This window comes from Streptomyces sp. TRM70350 (genome assembly GCF_019219825.1).
Lineage (GTDB): Bacteria > Actinomycetota > Actinomycetes > Streptomycetales > Streptomycetaceae > Streptomyces.
The window spans coordinates 1-16950 of sequence record NZ_JAHUXH010000011.1; the positions used below are offsets into that span (position 1 = coordinate 1).

The 16950-nt window shown below is 71.9% G+C and carries 16 protein-coding genes; 15 read left to right on the top strand and 1 reads right to left on the bottom strand.

What is annotated here, in order from left to right; all coding sequences use genetic code 11:
* The 11 genes from KWI83_RS18550 to KWI83_RS18600 all read left to right on the top strand — a co-directional run.
* Positions 1–1351 (top strand): ADP-ribosyltransferase (locus KWI83_RS18550; protein ID WP_305733682.1); only part of this gene is annotated, 1351 nt, incomplete at its 5' end.
* Positions 1352–1399: 48 nt separating this feature from the next.
* On the top strand, positions 1400–1768 hold the full coding sequence (locus tag KWI83_RS18555; RefSeq protein WP_218515484.1) for a hypothetical protein: 369 nt from the start codon (positions 1400–1402) through the stop codon (positions 1766–1768).
* A 40-nt stretch (positions 1769–1808) separates the two neighbouring features.
* Positions 1809–2210, top strand: a complete 402-nt coding sequence (locus KWI83_RS18560) for a hypothetical protein (RefSeq protein ID WP_218515485.1) — start codon at positions 1809–1811, stop codon at positions 2208–2210.
* Positions 2211–2223: 13 nt separating this feature from the next.
* Positions 2224–3336: a DUF6508 domain-containing protein gene (locus KWI83_RS38730; protein ID WP_256362487.1), complete on the top strand. Its 1113-nt coding sequence runs from the start codon at positions 2224–2226 to the stop codon at positions 3334–3336.
* Positions 3337–3421: 85 nt separating this feature from the next.
* Positions 3422–3877 (top strand): HD domain-containing protein, encoded by a 456-nt coding sequence (locus KWI83_RS18570; protein ID WP_218515486.1) that lies wholly within the window; start codon positions 3422–3424, stop codon positions 3875–3877.
* Positions 3878–3933: 56 nt separating this feature from the next.
* A complete protein-coding gene (locus KWI83_RS18575) occupies positions 3934–4230 on the top strand; it encodes a hypothetical protein (protein ID WP_218515487.1) in 297 nt (98 codons plus the stop codon).
* 43 nt (positions 4231–4273) lie between these two features.
* Entirely contained in the window at positions 4274–5629 is a 1356-nt protein-coding gene (gene eccD, locus KWI83_RS18580; RefSeq protein WP_218515488.1) for a type VII secretion integral membrane protein EccD, read from the top strand.
* An 81-nt stretch (positions 5630–5710) separates the two neighbouring features.
* Positions 5711–7105 (top strand): MinD/ParA family protein, encoded by a 1395-nt coding sequence (locus KWI83_RS38735; RefSeq protein ID WP_256362488.1) that lies wholly within the window; start codon positions 5711–5713, stop codon positions 7103–7105.
* A 34-nt stretch (positions 7106–7139) separates the two neighbouring features.
* Positions 7140–11120, top strand: coding sequence for a type VII secretion protein EccCa (eccCa, locus tag KWI83_RS18590; RefSeq protein WP_218515489.1), 3981 nt, complete (start codon positions 7140–7142; stop codon positions 11118–11120).
* 4 nt (positions 11121–11124) lie between these two features.
* The gene (locus KWI83_RS18595; protein ID WP_218515490.1) at positions 11125–12549 is read left to right on the top strand and encodes a DUF6177 family protein; all 1425 of its coding nucleotides are present in this window, start codon (positions 11125–11127) and stop codon (positions 12547–12549) included.
* 319 nt (positions 12550–12868) lie between these two features.
* Positions 12869–13063, top strand: coding sequence for a hypothetical protein (locus KWI83_RS18600; protein WP_218515491.1), 195 nt, complete (start codon positions 12869–12871; stop codon positions 13061–13063).
* A gap of 738 nt (positions 13064–13801) precedes the next feature.
* Here KWI83_RS18600 and KWI83_RS18605 read toward each other — a convergent pair.
* The gene (locus KWI83_RS18605) at positions 13802–14539 is read right to left on the bottom strand and encodes a GntR family transcriptional regulator (protein ID WP_218515492.1); all 738 of its coding nucleotides are present in this window, start codon (positions 14537–14539) and stop codon (positions 13802–13804) included.
* 219 nt (positions 14540–14758) lie between these two features.
* On the opposite strand from KWI83_RS18605, the gene KWI83_RS18610 reads away from it, so the two are divergent.
* The 4 genes from KWI83_RS18610 to KWI83_RS18625 all read left to right on the top strand — a co-directional run bounded on the left by KWI83_RS18610 (position 14759) and on the right by KWI83_RS18625 (position 16919).
* Complete coding sequence (locus tag KWI83_RS18610) at positions 14759–15088, top strand: hypothetical protein (protein ID WP_218515493.1); 330 nt, start codon at positions 14759–14761, stop codon at positions 15086–15088.
* Positions 15089–15090: 2 nt separating this feature from the next.
* The gene (locus tag KWI83_RS18615) at positions 15091–16437 is read left to right on the top strand and encodes an FtsK/SpoIIIE domain-containing protein (protein WP_218515494.1); all 1347 of its coding nucleotides are present in this window, start codon (positions 15091–15093) and stop codon (positions 16435–16437) included.
* 78 nt (positions 16438–16515) lie between these two features.
* Positions 16516–16734, top strand: coding sequence for a hypothetical protein (locus KWI83_RS18620; protein ID WP_218515495.1), 219 nt, complete (start codon positions 16516–16518; stop codon positions 16732–16734).
* Entirely contained in the window at positions 16731–16919 is a 189-nt protein-coding gene (locus KWI83_RS18625; protein ID WP_374106331.1) for a hypothetical protein, read from the top strand. The genes KWI83_RS18620 and KWI83_RS18625 overlap by 4 nt, the downstream gene beginning before the upstream one ends.
* Positions 16920–16950 lie beyond the last annotated feature (31 nt).

Here is a 16950-nt window from a genome sequence, read left to right on the forward strand (position 1 = left end):
GAACGGCTCCGTCCAGCTGCCCGACGGCCGCCTGATGGACCCGAACGGCAACCTCATCGCGCCCAACGGCGCCATCGACACGACGCCGGTTCCCCACGAGACCGGCGCCCCGGCCACCCCGACGCTCCCGGCTCACTGGACGATCCAGGGCGGCCAGCAGCCGGTGTACGCGGGCGTGCACGCGGGCGACGGCATGCCGCACACGGTCGACAACGTCGGCGGCGCGGGGCACTACAACTCACCCGCACCGCACACCGCCACCGGCGGCCACGTCCCGGGCGGCTCCTTCGACGCGACGCCGACCTCGACGCCGTACGGCCATACGCCGTCGCCGTCCGCGTACGATCACGCGCCGTCGCCGTCGTCGTACGACCACACCCCGACCAGCGCACCGCACACCGGCGGACACGACGTTCCCGGCACCGGCGGTCACGGTGGTCCGGACACCCCGCACGGCACCGGGCACGACACCCCGGGCGGCGGTTATGCCGACGACGCCGCGCACGGTGCCGGCGACGAGGGCGTGGGTCACGCGGACGACACGGCGCACACCGGTGACCACATGGACGTCGGGGATGCCGCCGCACACCACGGCACCGATGCTCCGGTCGCTCCGGTCCATCAGGGCGCGGATGTGCCGGGCAGCGGGGCCGGGGAGCCGTTCGAGTACAAGCCGCACGTGTCGAACAAGGAGTGGGCCCAGCTATCGACCGCCGAGAAGCATCGGGTCGCCTACGCGGAGGTTTCGGAAGGCACGGTTCCCTTCCCGAGAGACACCGATGCCATCGCGTACGGCCAGGCCTACTGGAACGACTACGCGGACAACATGCCAGCTGAGCGGAAGCAGGCTGTCTGGGACTACACCGACGAGCCGGATTACGACCTTCCGGCCCCGCATCCCGAGGGCTGGGCCACGTACAAGGAGATGAACGGTTACCTGCGGGGCGACGCCTCGAAGTGGAGTCCCTATGTCCAGCACAACATCGACGAGGTCGACAGCGCTCTCGCCGGCCACGTCGTTCCGGAGGATGTGATGGTGGTCCGTGGCACCGGTATCGGGCACCTCAAGCTGGACAGCCCGTTCGACATGCTGGGCAAGACGTACGACGACAAGGGTTATATGTCGACTTCGCTTGGTAACCACCCGGTCGGTGCCTTTGCGGGCCAGGAGGCCATTCTGCACCTCCGGGTGCCCAAGGGAACACCGGCCCTCTGGGTCGAGAACGTCGGCAAGTACGGCCAGGGTGAACGGGAGCTCCTGCTGGGGCGGGGCACGGAATACCGGGTGACCCGGGTGTTCATGGAGAATGGGCAAGTGCAGGTCTACGGCGAAGTCCTGCCCAGGAAGTAGCAGACGAAAGGCATGACCATGAGCCGGGATCCGCGTGTGCCTCCCCGGGTGACCGAACCCCTGCAGTGGGAAGAAGTCGACAGCCCTCCGCGCTATGCCAACAGCACGGACAAGCCGGTGGAGTACGCGACAGTGGTGGACCGGAAAGGCACGGTCCTCGGGTACGTGTGGGTGAACGACGAGGACGATGCGGCCGGATGGCAGTATCGCCGGGCGGGTGGCGACGAAGCCTTCAACATGGGTGCCCTGTGGGCCACCGAGTTCCACGAGGCCAAGGAACAGGGCCTTGCCCCGTCGGAGGCGCTCGCGAAGATGACGCGCGACTATGGCCCTGAGGATCCGAGCCACATCCTCCCCGGCTCTCTCAAGAGCGCGCCCACTCTGGAGTCGCTCAAGGAGCTGGCAGCGAACGGCTGAGCCGTCCGTGCACGGACGTACAGCTGGGGAGAGCACGAGCATGAACAGTCACCAACGATCTCACCCGCGCTTCGACGAGGACGTGCACTTCAACCTCGTCACGCCGGGTCCGTCGAGGTACCGGACCAGGACCGACAAGCCGGTGCGATACCTCACGGTGGTCGACAAGGAGGGCGGCGCTGTCCTCGGGTATGTCTGGGCGAACGACGAGGACGCCGCCGCCGCGTGGGTACCGCGCGCGGCCGCCGGAGGCCGGGCCCTCGCCGAGGGCGGTCACTGGCATGTCCGGCTGCAGGAGGCCAAGGGGCGGGGCATCCCGCCGTCCCAGGCCCTCGTGGAGATCCTGTCCAACCCGGAGGGCAACCGCGGCCGGGCCCTGCCGGGCTCCCTCACCGACGCCCCGACCCTTGCCGCACTCAAGGAACTGGCCGCCGGGAGATGAGTCACTGAGCAGCATGTCCAGCCCCAGCCCCGTGCACTACGTCCCCGTCACCGCCCCCAACGGTGAACCCGCCGGATACCTCTGGGCCGATGCCACCACCGTCGGCTGGGTTCACCGGCCGGCGGGCAGCAGCAGCGCCTACAACGCGGGGGCGCAGTGGCGTGACCGGGCACGGGAGCTGCACGGACGTGGCCTCGCCCCCCGCGGCGTGCTCAGCCTGCTCGGCCGTGAAGTCGGCGTCGGCCCCGTCACCGACGCCCCCGATGTCGCCGCGATCGAGGAAATGGCCCGTGTCGTCACCCCGGACGACGACCGGCGCCTGCTCGACGGGCTCGACCGGGACAACGCGGACGCCTGGCGCGAGCTCGACGCCGCCTTCGACGCGCTCACGGACGAGGACCGGGACATTGAGTGGGGCGGCGGGCGGAAGCGGGCGGACGGGGTGCAGCACGTGGCATACCCGCTCTACAGCGAGGGGTTGCGGCGCGTCGTCTCCGCCCTGGGCGGCGTCGGCGCCGTCAGCGACGAGTACCGGTGGATGGGCAATCCGATGCCCAAACCCTCGCCCGACGGGCGGCTGTCCCCGGCCGACGCCATCCGCGCCGCCACCGCGACCGTGCGCGGGGAGCGTGTCTGTGACGGGATGATCGCCGATGCCGTGAAGGACGGCCTCCTCGACGCCGTCGTCGCCTCCCTCCGCGCCTGGTACGCCGAGCAGCCCTCCCTCGCCGCAGGCAACATGTGCAGGTTCTGCGGAGGTTCCCCCGCCGCCGACGTCACCTTCCGCGCCCACCGCGGCCTCGTGGTCCTCATGGGGTTCAAGAAGACGGACGGGCCCATGTGCCTGACCTGCGGGCTGGCCGTGTACCGGGCCTACACCACCCACACCCTCTGCCAGGGCTGGTGGAGCCCCCTCTCCCTCTTCCTCTTCGCGCCGTTGACGCTGGTCCGGAACGTCCTCGCCGTGCGCAGGGTGAAGCGGCTCCCGGCGCCGGGGCCGGGGACGCTCGGGCCGCGGTACGACCCCGGGGTCCCCGTGCACCGGCGGCCGCGTGCGTACGTCGCCCTCGTCCCGGCGCTGTGGGTGCTCTTCATGATCGTGACGGGGCTGTCGGGAGGGGCGTGAAACGCCGCGAGAGGCTGCCGCACCCCGGCTGTACGCATGGCGCGTCCATGTCTTATGTTGCGGAAGCGAAGTCAGGGGGATCCGCATGCCGCAGGAGATGAGTCTCGCCGAGGTGGAGGCCGTCGCCCGCGCCGCGCACGCCGGGCAGACGGACAAGGCCGGGCGGCCGTACGCCGAGCATCTGTCGGCCGTCGCCGAGGGGGTGCGCGCCCGGGGCGGGGGAGAGGAGCTCATCGCCGCCGCCTGGTTGCACGACGCCGTCGAGGACGGGGTGTTGAGCGAGGAGTGGCTGGCGGGGGCCGCGCTGTCGCAGCGCACCAAGGACGTCGTACGGGCGGTGAGCAAGCGGGCGGGGGAGGAGCCGGAGGCGTACGCGCGCCGGATCCTGGCCACGCCGGGGGCGCCGCTGGTGAAAGCCGCCGACCTCGCCCACAACGCCGATCCGCGCCGCCTCGCCGCGCTCGACGAGCACACGGCCCGACGCCTGGAGCGGAAGTACGCCACCATGCGCGGCCTGCTCGGCCTCACCCCCGACGACTGATGACCTGCGAAGACCGACGACCGACGACGACCTCTACGGCACAGGACGACGACTGAATGGCACGGGACTACGACAGCCAACTGCTGGAGTCGGTGGCGGTGCGCCGGCGCCGGATGCGCGACGCGCTGCTGTTCGGCGCGCAGCGCGCCCGGCGTACGGCCGACGAGCGGCTCGGCAAGATGTTCGCGGGTATCGCGATCGCCGCCGTACTGTGCGCCGGCTGCATCGGCTGGTCCTTCGTCCAGTCCACCCTCGCCAAGCAGCGGGCCGAGGAGGAGAAGCAGCGCCAGCAGCAGGAGCAGCTGTACAACCCGTCGCCCAGCCAGTCCGCCGACGGTGGGGAGAAGCAGTGAACGGCGCCGATGGCCGAAACGACGCGATGATAGGTTCCGGTGAGTGGTGAGCACATCAACGACGTCCCGGACTCAACTGAGCCGGGTCACCCTGGTCGGTGAGCGACGACGCGCCGACATCGTTCTGCCCTCGGACACGCCGATCGGCCAACTGCTCCCCGACATACTGCAGTTGCTCGACGACCGGGCCGCCACCCGGCCGACCACCCGGCAACTCATCAGCACCGACGGCTCGGTGCTCCCGCACGAGGCCACGCTGTCCTCGGCCGAGGTGCCCGACGGCGCCGTGCTGCGCCTGGTGCGCGCCCACGCCGCACCGCCCGCGCCGGTGGTGCACGACGTCACCGACCAGGTCGCCGACGACCTCGACCTGCGCGCCTGGCGCTGGCGTCCGGCCGCGCGCCGGGTCAGCGCCGGTGTGGCCACCTTCGCCTTCGCCGTCGCCGCGGCCGTCCTGGCCCGGCGGGAGTTCGCGCTGGAGTCCGTGACGACCGCGCTGCTGGTCGCGACCGTCGTCTTCCTGATCGCCGGTGCGGTCGTGGCGAAGACCGGCGGCGGCAACCTCGGGCTCGCCACCGCAACTCTGCTCGCCTCCGGCGGGCTCGGCCTGCTCGCCGCGTGGACCGCGGCCGACGCCTACGACTGGTCCGGCACCGCCCGGCTGGCCGGTGTCGTCGCCGCGCTGGTGGTCACCCTCGTGCTGCTCGCCTTCTTCTCGCCCCTGGGCCGCGGCGGGCTCATCGGGGCCGGGGCGGCCGCCGTCATCACCGTGGTGTGGGAGGCCGTGGCCGCCGTGCAGGACGACCCGGAGCGGCTCGGCGCCGTGATGGCGGTGTTCTCCGTGGTGCTGCTCGGGCTGCTGCCCCGGTTCGCGCTGATGGCCTCGGGCCTCACCGGGCTCGACGACCGGCGTTCCTCGGGCACCTCGGTGAGCCGCCACGAGGTCGGCAACGCGCTCGCCGCCACCCACCGCGGCCTCGCCCTCGCCACCGTGGTCACCGCCGCCTCGGCCGCCGCCGGCGGCTGGCTGCTGACCACGGGGGAGGATCCGGCGTGGTGGTCGGTGGTGCTGGCCTCGCTCACCGCGGTCGTCCTGCTGTCCCGGGCGCGGGCCTTCCCGCTGGTCGCCGAGGTGGTGGCACTGTTCGGGGCGGCGGCCGTGCTCGTCGTACGGCTCGCGGTGCTGTGGCTGGACCACGCCGGCGGTGTCGGTGCGCTCGTCCTGCTGGCCGCCGCGGCGCTGCTGCCGCTGCTGGTCCTCGCGATCGAGCCGCCGGAGCACGTCCGGGTGCGGCTGCGGCGCCTGGCCGACCTGATCGAGTCCCTCGGTGTGATCGGGCTCTTCCCGCTCGCCGTCGGGGTGTTCGGCATCTACGGGCAACTGCTCAACAAGTTCTGAGGCTTCGGACTACCAGACGCCGACGCGCGTCGCTCCGGGTGGGACGACGAGGCAGGAGCGTGGCGGGAGAGAAAGGGCGACATGCCGAGCGGGGACAACTGGCAGGGCGATGTGCTGCGCGACCTCAGGGCCGGTGCGGCCGGACAGCGTGCCGCACAGGCGCGCGCCAAGGACGGGGAACAGTCCGGCGCGCAGCCGGAACAGGCCCACCCACAGCAGGAACAGCAGCAGCCGCAGCAGACGGCGGGGCAGCCGGGGCCGCAGCACGTCCCCCCGCAGGGGCCGAACCCGGCGTACGGCTATCCGCAGGCCCAGCAGCCCGGGCCCGGCGGCCCCGGCTACGGCTACCCCCAGGCTCAGCAGCCCACCCCCGACGTCCCACAGCAGCAGGCCCCTTACGGCTACCCCCAGCAGGGGTACGTCGACCAGGGCCAGCAGTACGTCCACCAGGCCCAGCCCTACGCCGCCCAGCCCCACCAGCAGGCAGCCCCCGCACCCGCACCCGCCCCCACCCCGCAGCCCGCCCCCACCCGCCGCGCCCCGGCCTCCCGCGCCACCCCCGACTCCCGCCCGGCCGTCGACAAGCGGATCGCGGACACCGGGCTCAAGCCCCGCCGCGGCGAACCGTTCGGCACCCGCGCCCTGCGCGCCGTACGCCGTACCGTCTCCTCCTCCGCCGCCCGCGAGGTCGCCGAGACGACCGCCACCGCCGAGGTGCTGCAGCAGGCCGTCACCACCGGTCGGCAGATCGCGGTGACGTCCATCCGCGGCGGCTCCGGCAAGACCACGGTCGCCGCCCTGCTGGGCACCACCTACGCCCACTACCGGCAGGACCCGGTGCTGGTCGTCGAGGCCGACCCGGCGCTCGGTTCGCTGCCGCTGCGGCTCGGCGCGGAGAACCTGCGCTGGACCACCGGAGACCTCGCCGACGTCGTCGAGCCGCAGATGTCGCTGCTCGACGTGACCGGGTACCTGGTCCAACTGCCCGACAACGCCTGGCTGCTGCCCGGCAGCCAGGGCCAGGTCGGGGCCATGCTCGACACCCGGGCCTACGAGCGCGTGATGGTGTCGCTGCGCCGCTACTTCGGGGTGACCGTCGTCGACTGCGAGACGCTGCCCGCCGAGGTGGCCCGTACCGCGCTGTCGGCCGCCCAGGCGCGGGTGCTGACCGTGCCCGCCACGCTGGAGGGCGTCGCCAGCACGCACGCGGTGCTGCAGTGGATGCGCGGACTGCCCCGGGACATCACGACCTCGACGGTCGTCGTGCTCACCGAGACGGTGCCGCACACCGGCGTCGACCTCGACAAGGCCGCCGAGCCGCTGAAGGCGACCGGCGCGAGCGTGCGGGTCCTGCCGTACGACCGGCATCTCGCGGCCGGCGGCACCATCCGCACCGACCTGCTCGCCCGGGCCACCCGGCAGGCCGCCACCGGCCTCGCCGCGGAGGTTTTCCAGCTCTCCCAGCAGCGCCGTTGAGCTCCCCGGAAGGGAACCCCCAGAGGCAAGGACGATGAGCACCCGACTGATCCACCGCCCGGCCCGGACCACCCGTCCCCCGGCCGCCCCCGCGCCGCGCACCATCGAGGCCCCGCCCAACCTGCCCGACGGCAAGACGGGTTCCATCGCGACCTCGCTGCTGCCCGTCGCCGGTGTGATGTCGTCCGTCGTGATGATGACGGTCGTGCGCAACAGCCAGTTCGCGGCGCTGGGCGCGATCATCCTCGTCGTCACCATCGTCGGCTCGCTGATCCTGGTCTTCTCCCAGCGCGGCAAGGCCCAGCGCACCCGCCGCACCCAGCGCGAGGCCTATCTCGCCTACCTGGAGGACCTGCGGGAGGAGCTGTCGAAGGAGGAACGCGAGCGCCGGGAGCGGGCCCAGGTGCTCAACCCGCCGCCGGACGCGCTGTACGACATCGTGCGCGACCCCGCCCGGCTGTGGGAGCGGCGCCGTATGGACGGCGACTTCCTGCGCGTGCGCCTCGGCACCGGCGAGATGCGGGTACGCGACCTGAAGATCGGCGACCAGGGCTCCTCCGTGCTCACCCCGCCCGACCAGTTCATGCTGAACGAGGCCTCCGCGCTGGTCGCCCGCTTCGGCACCGGCACCGAACTGCCGCTCACCGTCCCGCTGGACCGGGTCGGCAACGTCAGCGTCATCGGCCGCCGCGAGGACACCCTCCGGGTCGCCCGAGCCCTGCTGGTGCAGGCCGCCGCCACCCACGCCCCGGACGACGTGGCGATGGCGCTGGCCGCGCCCGGCGACCGGATCGCCGACTGGGAGTGGGCCAAGTGGCTGCCCCACCTGCTCGACGGCGAGCAGTTCGACGGGCCCGTGGCCGCCCGCCGTATCGCGCCCTCCGTGCCCCAACTGGCCCGGCAGATAGGCCCGGAGCTGCGCCGCCGCGCCTCCTACGCGGCCGAGGTGCGGCGCGGCCTGTCCGGCCGGGACGCCCTCGCCATGTCCTCGCGGCTGATCGTCGTCGCCGACGCGCACGGCGACGACGCCGTGGACCTGCCCCGCCCGGACGACGCGGTCGGCCTGCGCGACATGGGCGTCAGCGTGCTGCACCTGCTCGACGAGCGGGTGCAGGAACCGGGCCATGTCGGCGTCCGCATCACGGTCGACGGCGAACGCGTCGTCATCGAGGACCTGCGCGAGAGCGAGCCGATCAGCGCCCACGGCACCGTCGACGAGGTCGGCCCCGCCTTCGCCGAGGGCCTCGCCCGGATGCTGGCCCCGCTCAGGCTGTCCGCCGACTCCATGGGCGCCGACGCCCCGCTGACCGGCCCGGTCGACTTCGCCGAGCTGCTCGGCATCGACGACGTGGCCCGCCTCGACCTGGACCGGCTGTGGGCGCCGCGCGGCGAGCGGGCGTTCCTGCGGGTGCCGATCGGCATCAGCGACTCCCGCGAGGCCGTGCTGCTCGACCTGAAGGAGTCCTCCGAGCTGGGCATGGGCCCGCACGGCCTGTGCGTCGGCGCCACCGGCTCCGGCAAGTCCGAGCTGCTGCGCACCCTCGTCCTCGCCCTGGTCGCCACCCACCCGCCGGAGGACCTCGCCCTCGTCCTCGTCGACTACAAGGGCGGCGCCACCTTCGCGCCCTTCGCCGACCTGCCGCACGTCGCCGGTGTGATCACCAACCTGGAGAACCAGGCGGGCCTGGTCGAGCGCGTCCACTCCTCGCTGGCCGGTGAGGTCAAGCGCCGCCAGCAGGTGCTCAAGGACGCCGGGAACGTCGCCGACATCGGCCACTACGCCGCGCTGCGCGCCGAGAAGCGGCCCGACCTGGAGCCGCTGCCGCACCTGTTCGTGGTGATCGACGAGTTCGGTGAACTCCTCACCGCCAAGCCCGACTTCATCGACCTGTTCCTGTCCATCGGCCGCATCGGCCGCTCCATCGGCGTGCACCTGCTGCTGTCCAGCCAGCGCATCGAGGGCGGCAAGCTCAAGGGCCTGGACACCTACCTGTCGTACCGGCTGGGCCTGCGCACCTTCTCCGCCGACGAGTCCCGCACCGTGCTGGACACCACGGACGCCTTCCACCTGCCGCCGCTGCCCGGCTTCGGCTACCTCAAGGTCGACACCAGCCACTACGAGCGGTTCAAGGCGAGCTACGTCTCCGGCGCCTACAGCGGCCCCGTGCAGCGCGAGACCGAGGACACCGGTCCGCTCGCCCTGGCCTACGAGGCGTACAACTCGCTCGGCGAGGAGTCCGGCGCGGCGCCCGAGGAGCAGCCGCAGATGCGGCGCCGGGAGACCGGGCCCACCGAACTCGGTGTGATGATCGAGCAGATCGAAGGCTACGGCGCCCGGCCGGTACGGCAGATCTGGCTGCCCCCGCTGCCCGCCGCCGTCCCCCTCGACAAGGTCGCGGGCCCCGTGGAGGTCGGCCCGCGCGGCATGCAGCTGGCCAGGCGGAGCGGCCCGCTGCGGGTGCCGCTCGGCGTCCTCGACGACCCCACCAAGCAGTGGCAGGGCCAGTGGTACCTGGACCTCACGCTGGCCGGCGGCCACGCGGCCGTCATCGGCGGCCCCCAGTCCGGCAAGACGACCCTGCTGCGCACCCTCGCCCTGTCCCTGGCACTGACGCACACCCCGCAGGAGGTCGGCATCTACGGCCTCGACCTGGTCGGCGGCGGCCTCCAGGCGCTGTCCGGGCTGCCGCACGTCGGTGGCGTCGCCGGCCGCGCCGACCGGGAGCGCGCCGCGCGCACCATCGACTCGGTGCGGGCCATGCTCGACCAGCGCGAGGAACTCTTCCGCATCCACTCCATCGACTCACTCGAACAGCTGCGCACCCTGCGCGCCGCGGGCCGCGTCACCGAACTGGCCTCCACGGAGATCGTGCTGCTCATCGACGGCTTCGGCGCGCTGCGCGACGACTTCGAGGAACTGGACGACGCGGTCGCCGACATCCTCAAGCGCGGCAGCGGCTACGGCATCCACGTCGTCGCGGGCATGCTGCGCTGGAACGACGTGCGCATCGCCACCCAGTCCCAGTTCGGCACCCGCGTCGAGCTGCGCCTGAACGACCCCAGCGAGTCCAGCATCGACCGCAAGCTCGCCCAGACCCTCTCCCCCGAGGAGAAGGGCCGCATACTCACCGACGGCAAGCTGTTCGCTCAGGTCGCCCTGCCCCGCACCGACGGCCTCGCCGACACCGCCGACCTCGGCGCCGTCCTGGAGCGCACCGCCCGCACGGTCCGCGCCACCTGGACCGGCGACGTGGCCCAGCCGGTGCGGGTGCTGCCGCACGTGCTGGAGCCGCAAGCGCTGCCGACCCCGGCCGCCGAGCCGCGCCGCGTCCCCATCGGCCTGGACCAGACCCAGCTCGCCCCCGTCCTGCTCGACCTGTTCCACCACGACCAGCACCTGCTGATCATGGGCGACAGCGAGTGCGGCAAGACCAACCTGCTCAAGGTGATCACCCAGGGCCTGATCGAGCGCTACGGCGACGACGAACTCGTCTTCGGCGTCTTCGACCCGCGCCGCGGCCTGCGCGGCGCCATCCCCGAGGAGTACCGGGGCGGCTACGCCTACAACGCCAAGCTGTGCGCGGGCCTCGCCGCCGGTATCGCCTCCGAGCTGGAGAAGCGGCTGCCCGACGAGGGCGCCGACGGCGCCGACCTGGAGCCCGGCAGCTTCTCCGGCCCGCGGATCGTGATCCTCGTCGACGACTACGACGTCCTGACCACCGCCGGTCAGCAGCCGCTGGCGCCCTTCGTGCCGTACATCCCCTCCGCCGTCGACATCGGCCTGCACTTCGTCCTCACCCGCCGCGTCGCGGGCGCCTCCCGCGGCCTGTACGAGCCGCTGCTGCAGGGCCTGCGCGAGTCCGGCGCCTCGGCGCTGGTGATGGCCGGCGACCGCAGCGAGGGCCAGCTCTTCCCCGGCGTGTACGCGAAGCAGCAGCCGCCCGGCCGGGGCACCCTGCTGCGCCGGGGCGAGCCCACCCGGCTCATCCAGACCGTCTACGCGGGGACCAGGTGAACCCATGACCAAGGACGTCATCGCCCTCACGAAGAAGATGCCCGACCCGCTGAGCGTGCTCGCGGGCCTGCTCTCCGGCGGCCCCGACAAGCTGGTGGGCGCCGAGGGCGACGGAGCCGTGGTGCGGCTGTGCGACGAGCAGGGCCGCCCGCTCGTCTCCGTCGAGGCGCCGCTGCTCGTGCAGGTCCGGGGCGAGGCCGAGCGGCTGCTCGGGGCGCGCGAGCCTCAGACGCCGTACTGGTGGACCGAGGCCCGCGCCACCACCGGCGTCAAGGAGGCCGAGGAACTCGCCGGGACGTTCGCCGCCCGGCTGGCCACCCTCGTCGGCGGCACCGCCTGGCCGCGCGAGGCCGCCCGTTCGATGGCCGTCGTCAAGACGGACGGCGTCAGCGCCGTACCGGTCCCGGCCGCCGCGCAGCCCGCCGTCGACGTCCTCACCGACAAGGTCGCCGTCGTCATCCAGGACCGCCCGGTCGTCGCGATGACCGCCTGGCTCGCGGACGCCTTCCGCGCCACCGCGGCGGCCGGACGCGGCCTGCAGATCGTCACCCCCGCGGGCACCCGGATGTCACCGGCGGTGCGGGGCGCCCTGCCGGGCTGGCCCTCGCGCTGGGTGGTGCAGGACGAGCGGGACGGCTACTACGACGGCCTGTCCGGGGCCGTGCTGCGCTGGGACAACGGCCTCTTCGTGACCGTCGAGTCCCCGGAGGCGACCCCCGAGGACCCGCGCACGCCGGTCGCCCGCACCTTCGGCGAGGACATCGCCGACACCGGCGAACGCCAGCTCGCGATCTCCTTCCGCACCGTCCACCCGGCCGACGACCGCCTCGTCCTCGGCGGCGCCGTCGAAGCCGTATGGCAGGCGATCACCGGCGAACCACCGGCCGGCTGGGGCACCGAGGAGCCCGCCAACCTCCCCTGGTCGCTGCGGCAGCTGACCGACGTGGCCCACGAGCGGACGCCCGAGCCGACCTGGCTGGTGGTCGTCGGCCGCCCCGAGCGCCCGGGACTCGCGACGGTGCGCATCACCCGGACCAAGGGCGGCGTGGAGGAGGACGTCACCATGGCGTTCGGCTACGGCCCGGGCGAGGAGGTACCGGCCGACGCCGTGCCCGCCGCGGCGGAGGCCCTCGCCACCCGGCACGACCTGCAGTCCATGCTGGTCCAGATCCGCAGGGCCCGCCGCGACCTGTCCGTACCGCCCCGCTTCGAGGGCCCGGGCGTGCCGTACGCCTTCGTCCTGGGCGCCGAGGAGGTCCGTACGATGCCCGGCGACCGCGCCCGGCGCACCCCGCTGTCCGAGCCCCCGCGCGAACTCGGCCCGCGCACCCGCCCCGCGCTGTACTACCCGCTGCCCGGCGACCCGTCGGACCTGTCGGGCTGGCAGGACTTCGAACGCCTCATGCGGCACCTGAAGGGTGCTTCGTGACGTCCTGAGCCGAGCACCATCACCGGCCCCGCCCCCGGGCAATTGCCGATAACCGCATGCAGGTTGCGTGCGCCGTTGTGCGGATGCGGGAACGACGGGGTTGCATTCCCGCGACGGCCGGTCGTCAATTGCCCTGCGCGGCGCGCGCGGTGGGCGTGCGGGGCGCGGCCGAACGCGCCGGGGTGCGGCGCGGGTGTGGTCGGCGTTACGTCACGCGCCGCATACGGCGGGCCTGTTGGTGGCACGATGGTTCTGGCGGGGGTGCGCGGTCTCGTATCCCCCGGCCGGGAGAGCGGACCGACCGAGGGTGTGATCAGTTGTGGCCATTTCACTGTCAGTGGTGCTGCTGTTGGCGATCATCCTGGTGGTGATGATGCGAGGGGGCTCGATCAAGGCGGGTCCCGCCTTCGTGGCGATCCTCTTCGGCTTCTTCCTCGCCTCGACCGGTATGGCCCCGTCGATCAACCGCTTTCTCAACTCGATAGCGGAAACAATCAACTCGATCAGCTTCTGACGGCCCCGGCGCGGTCCGCGAACGCCACAGGGCCCGAACAGGAGGGCGAACCTCCTGCCGGGCCCTGAGCCGACAGAGCGGGCGACGGGAATCGAACCCGCGTAGCCAGTTTGGAAGATCGCGTATGCGGATGGGCGCTGACCAGGCAACTCGCTGACCTGCTAGATCGTGACCTGCTCGCCGTGGTTCCCCGCTGTTCCCCGATGATCGCCGCCTGATCGGGCATACGGGGGGCACGCATGCCCATCCTGCCCGCTGCACCTCCGGTCAGCTCCACCCACCACTCACCCCAGCTCCCATCCCGTCCGCTGTCGACCCACACCCCGTGGAGCAGGCGTAGTCCCTGGCGTCCAGGTGGAGCGCGCTACTGTACGAACGACCTGGACGCCAGGGGCTGCGTCTGCTCGGCTCCGCCTGGGTCGGCAGCGGACGGGATGGGAGCCCTCGCAGACACCACAATGGACAGACAGTCGCCAACGGCGCCCCCTCCATCCCGGTGCTGGCCGATCCCCCGCCGGAGGCACGGCATTGACCTGCGCCTGCGCTATGCGGTTCCCGACTCATGGCCTCCGGCCCTATCCACATGTGGGCGCGCGTCGGCGCAGCCCGCGCGGAGCGGGCCGGAGGCAGGAGCGGCGCGCGGAGCGGAGCCGGGAAGCGCGCCCGGCGGAGCGGAGCGCAGCCGGGGCTTGATGAGGTAGAGAAACCTGTAACAGCTCCGCTGCGCCGCTGGGTCGATCAGTCGAGAGCATACTCGGCGGAAAGTTCGCGCCCCGCACCAAGGAAGTCCTGGGCGTACTCGGTCGGCTCGCCGTGCTGGTCCCAGTACTGGTTAGTCATGGTCAGGGCCGGACTTCCCGCCTCTGCGCCAAGGACGTCGGCGATGTCATCAGGAACCGGGCACATGGCGACGACGTCGCGCCGCCGAACCGCGCGTCGGCCTGTTCGCTCCTCGATCAGGCCAAAAGTCATCTTGGGTAGCGGGCCAACTTCCAGCAGCTCCGGCGCGGCCTCAGCCAGTGAACCAGCGAGCCATGAGGTCGACACAGCCACCACACCATCATCGTCGCGATACACGCGTCGGCGCTGGACGACCTCTGCCCCCTCTTCGATGTTGAGCCCTTCGGCTACGTGCGCTGGCGCTGGCACCAGCTCCGCGCTGATGATGTCGACGCGCTCACCCGGACGGAAGCCGCTGCCAGTCGCTCGCAGCATCTGCAAGCGATCCGGACCACTCGTCAGCTTCCTACCTAGGTCGACGAACGTGCCCTGAGACGAGGAACGAACGTACCCCTCGTCTTGAAGTTGCTTGATCGCTTTCGCTGCCGTTGCCGTGGCGACACCCCATTCACGGGCGATGTCGGCGATGGACGGCAGCCGTGAGTCCTGCGGCAAGACCCCGTCCTTGATCCTCACGCGGAAATCATCGGCGATCTGCATGAACGGGGGTGCGGCACGCTGCACCTTCGGTGTCATTCCTCCTCCTCCCTCTGGGCGTGCTAGTTCCCGAACTGATCGCGTTCTAGCTCGCGGTTCCATGGTAAGGCCCGGTTACCCCACTGGTCGCGGCGCATGTCGGCCTACCTGCTCAAACAGACCCTTGACAATCGCGTACTAGCACGCGCATCATCAACGTAAGCTAGTACACGATGAAGGCGTGTGAGCTAGCACGCCACTACCGGAAAGAGGGCTGGAATGCCGTCGTTCAAGATCGACCTTTCGACCGCTGTGGTGTTCGTCGCGACCGCACCGGTGCCGAAGCTGGTCAACCAGAAGACCGGAGAGCGGGCCGTGGACCGTGAGACGGGCGCGGGCCTGTCGACGGTGGGCCTGCTGGTCTCGGATGAGGGGGAGGGGAACCTGTACCAGGTGACCATCCCCGAGACGGGTCTCCCGGAGGGCCTCGCGCCGGGTACGCCGGTGCGGGTGGTTGGGCTGAAGGCCCGTGACTGGGAGAACGAGTTCAACGGCCAGAAGCGGCACGGGATCTCGTTCCGCGCGGTCGCGATCACCCCGGCGGCCTGACCATGGCTGAGGTGGTCACCTGGCTGGAGATCGGCAGCCTGGCTGCTGGCGCCGGTGGTCTCGGCTACGCCAAGTACCGCGCGCCGCGCGTGTACTGGTCGCTGGTCGGCCTGCCGGTCACCTGGGGCCGGTTCACCTGGTCGTACCGGTCGACGATGGACGTGTGCGGGCTGACGGTGCAGCCGTCCCGGCTGCGGGCGTTCGTCACCCGCAACGTCGTCCGCCGGGAGGTGCAGGCGGTCCCGCCGAAGATCCGCCGCGTGCGGGGTACGGCCACCGGGCTCCGGGTCACGCTCCGTCTTGCTGCTGGCCTTGAACCGGCCGACATCGCCGCCGCCTCCGAACGCCTTCGGCACGCCTGGGGTGTGCACTCCGTGACCGTGGTGGAGACCAAGCCGGGGCACGTCGAGCTACGGATGACCGGGTATGACGTGCTGCGGCGGGTGCGGATGCCACGCAAGGCCGTGCCTCATGACCTGGTCGTTCCCGTCGCGCTGCGGGAGGACGGCACGGTCTTCGAGCGGGACTACCGCAAGATCCCGCACGCCCTGACCCTGGGCGCCAACCAGTCCGGCAAGTCCATGTACCAGCGCAACCTGATCAAGGGACTCGCGCAGTTGCCCGTGGGGCTGGTCGGCATCGACTGCAAGCGCGGTGTCGAGCAGTCTCGCTACGCGCCGCGGCTGTCGGCGCTGGCCACCGACCGTGAGAGTGCCGGACACCTGAGTGACGCCCTGGTCGGGGAGATGGAAGACCGCTTCGACCTGCTGGCCCTGCACGGTGTCTCGGACCTGTGGGAACTGCCGGACAAGCTGCGCCCGGTGCCGCTGGTCGTGCTGATCGACGAGGTGGCGGAACTGTTCCTGGTGATGTCCAAGCAGGATGAAGCTGCCCGCGATCACACGGTCATGCAACTGGTCCGGCTGGCCCAGCTCGGCCGTGCGGCCGGGATCTACCTGGAGGTGTGCGGGCAGCGCTTCGGCTCTGACCTGGGCAAGGGCGCTACCGCCCTGCGGGCTCAGCTCACCGGCCGCGTGGTGCACCGCGTCAACGACAAGCAGACGGCAGAGATGGGCCTGGGTGACATCGCCCCGGATGCCGTGGTCTCGGTGACCGGGATCCGGGCCGACCGCCCGGGTGTCGCGGTGGGCGGTGATGCGTCCGGCTACTGGTCCCGTATCCGCACTCCCGAGATCACCCCGGCTCAGGTGGCGGCTGTCTGCCGGGAGTTCGCTCACCTCACGCCTGAACTGCCGTTCCTCGCCCCGTTCCGCCCGGTCGGCCAGATCGCCGTACCGCCGATGCCCACCACTCCGCCGCTGGTCCAGCCGCAGCCCGTCGGCGAGTAAGCCCCGGCTCCACCCGGTCGGCGCGACCGCATCGCGCCAGGTCCCTACCCCCGCCATGCCGAAAACAGGAGGACAGCAATGCTCGGTAAGCCCTGGTTCGAGTTCACCCCGCAGGAGCGAGACGACGCCAACCGCCTCGGCTTCCTGTTCGAGACCTTGCAAAACGACATGCACCTCGGCCTGGACACAGACCACTTCGTCATGGTCCTGAGCGACGCCCTGGACTCCGAGTTCGCCGCCCGCGCCGACGGCGCCTACCCGCCCGTCGGCCACGGCTACCCGCGTCTGGAGTCGTGATCGCCGTGGCCGCACGGAAGACCCCCGCGCCCGTCGTCGCCGACCCGGAGCCCGCGAAGTGCCCGACCTGCCACGGCTCCGGGGAGGTCTCCCGCACCGTCCGCGTGGGCCGCAAGCGCCGGGCGGTCGGGCAGCAGACCGGTCTCTGCCTGAACTGCCTCGGCTCCGGCCAGGCCCCCGACTGAACCCGCCGGGGTCGGGCGGCCGGACACCGCT

Coding starts and splice junctions, on each gene's coding strand:
- KWI83_RS18560 (WP_218515485.1), top strand. CDS start 1,809: ATGAACAGTCACCAACGATCTCACCCGCGCTTCGACGAGGACGTGCAC.
- KWI83_RS38730 (WP_256362487.1), top strand. CDS start 2,224: ATGTCCAGCCCCAGCCCCGTGCACTACGTCCCCGTCACCGCCCCCAAC.
- KWI83_RS18570 (WP_218515486.1), top strand. CDS start 3,422: ATGCCGCAGGAGATGAGTCTCGCCGAGGTGGAGGCCGTCGCCCGCGCC.
- KWI83_RS18575 (WP_218515487.1), top strand. CDS start 3,934: ATGGCACGGGACTACGACAGCCAACTGCTGGAGTCGGTGGCGGTGCGC.
- KWI83_RS38735 (WP_256362488.1), top strand. CDS start 5,711: ATGCCGAGCGGGGACAACTGGCAGGGCGATGTGCTGCGCGACCTCAGG.
- eccCa (WP_218515489.1), top strand. CDS start 7,140: ATGAGCACCCGACTGATCCACCGCCCGGCCCGGACCACCCGTCCCCCG.
- KWI83_RS18595 (WP_218515490.1), top strand. CDS start 11,125: ATGACCAAGGACGTCATCGCCCTCACGAAGAAGATGCCCGACCCGCTG.
- KWI83_RS18605 (WP_218515492.1), bottom strand. CDS start 14,539: ATGACACCGAAGGTGCAGCGTGCCGCACCCCCGTTCATGCAGATCGCC.
- KWI83_RS18610 (WP_218515493.1), top strand. CDS start 14,759: ATGCCGTCGTTCAAGATCGACCTTTCGACCGCTGTGGTGTTCGTCGCG.
- KWI83_RS18615 (WP_218515494.1), top strand. CDS start 15,091: ATGGCTGAGGTGGTCACCTGGCTGGAGATCGGCAGCCTGGCTGCTGGC.
- KWI83_RS18620 (WP_218515495.1), top strand. CDS start 16,516: ATGCTCGGTAAGCCCTGGTTCGAGTTCACCCCGCAGGAGCGAGACGAC.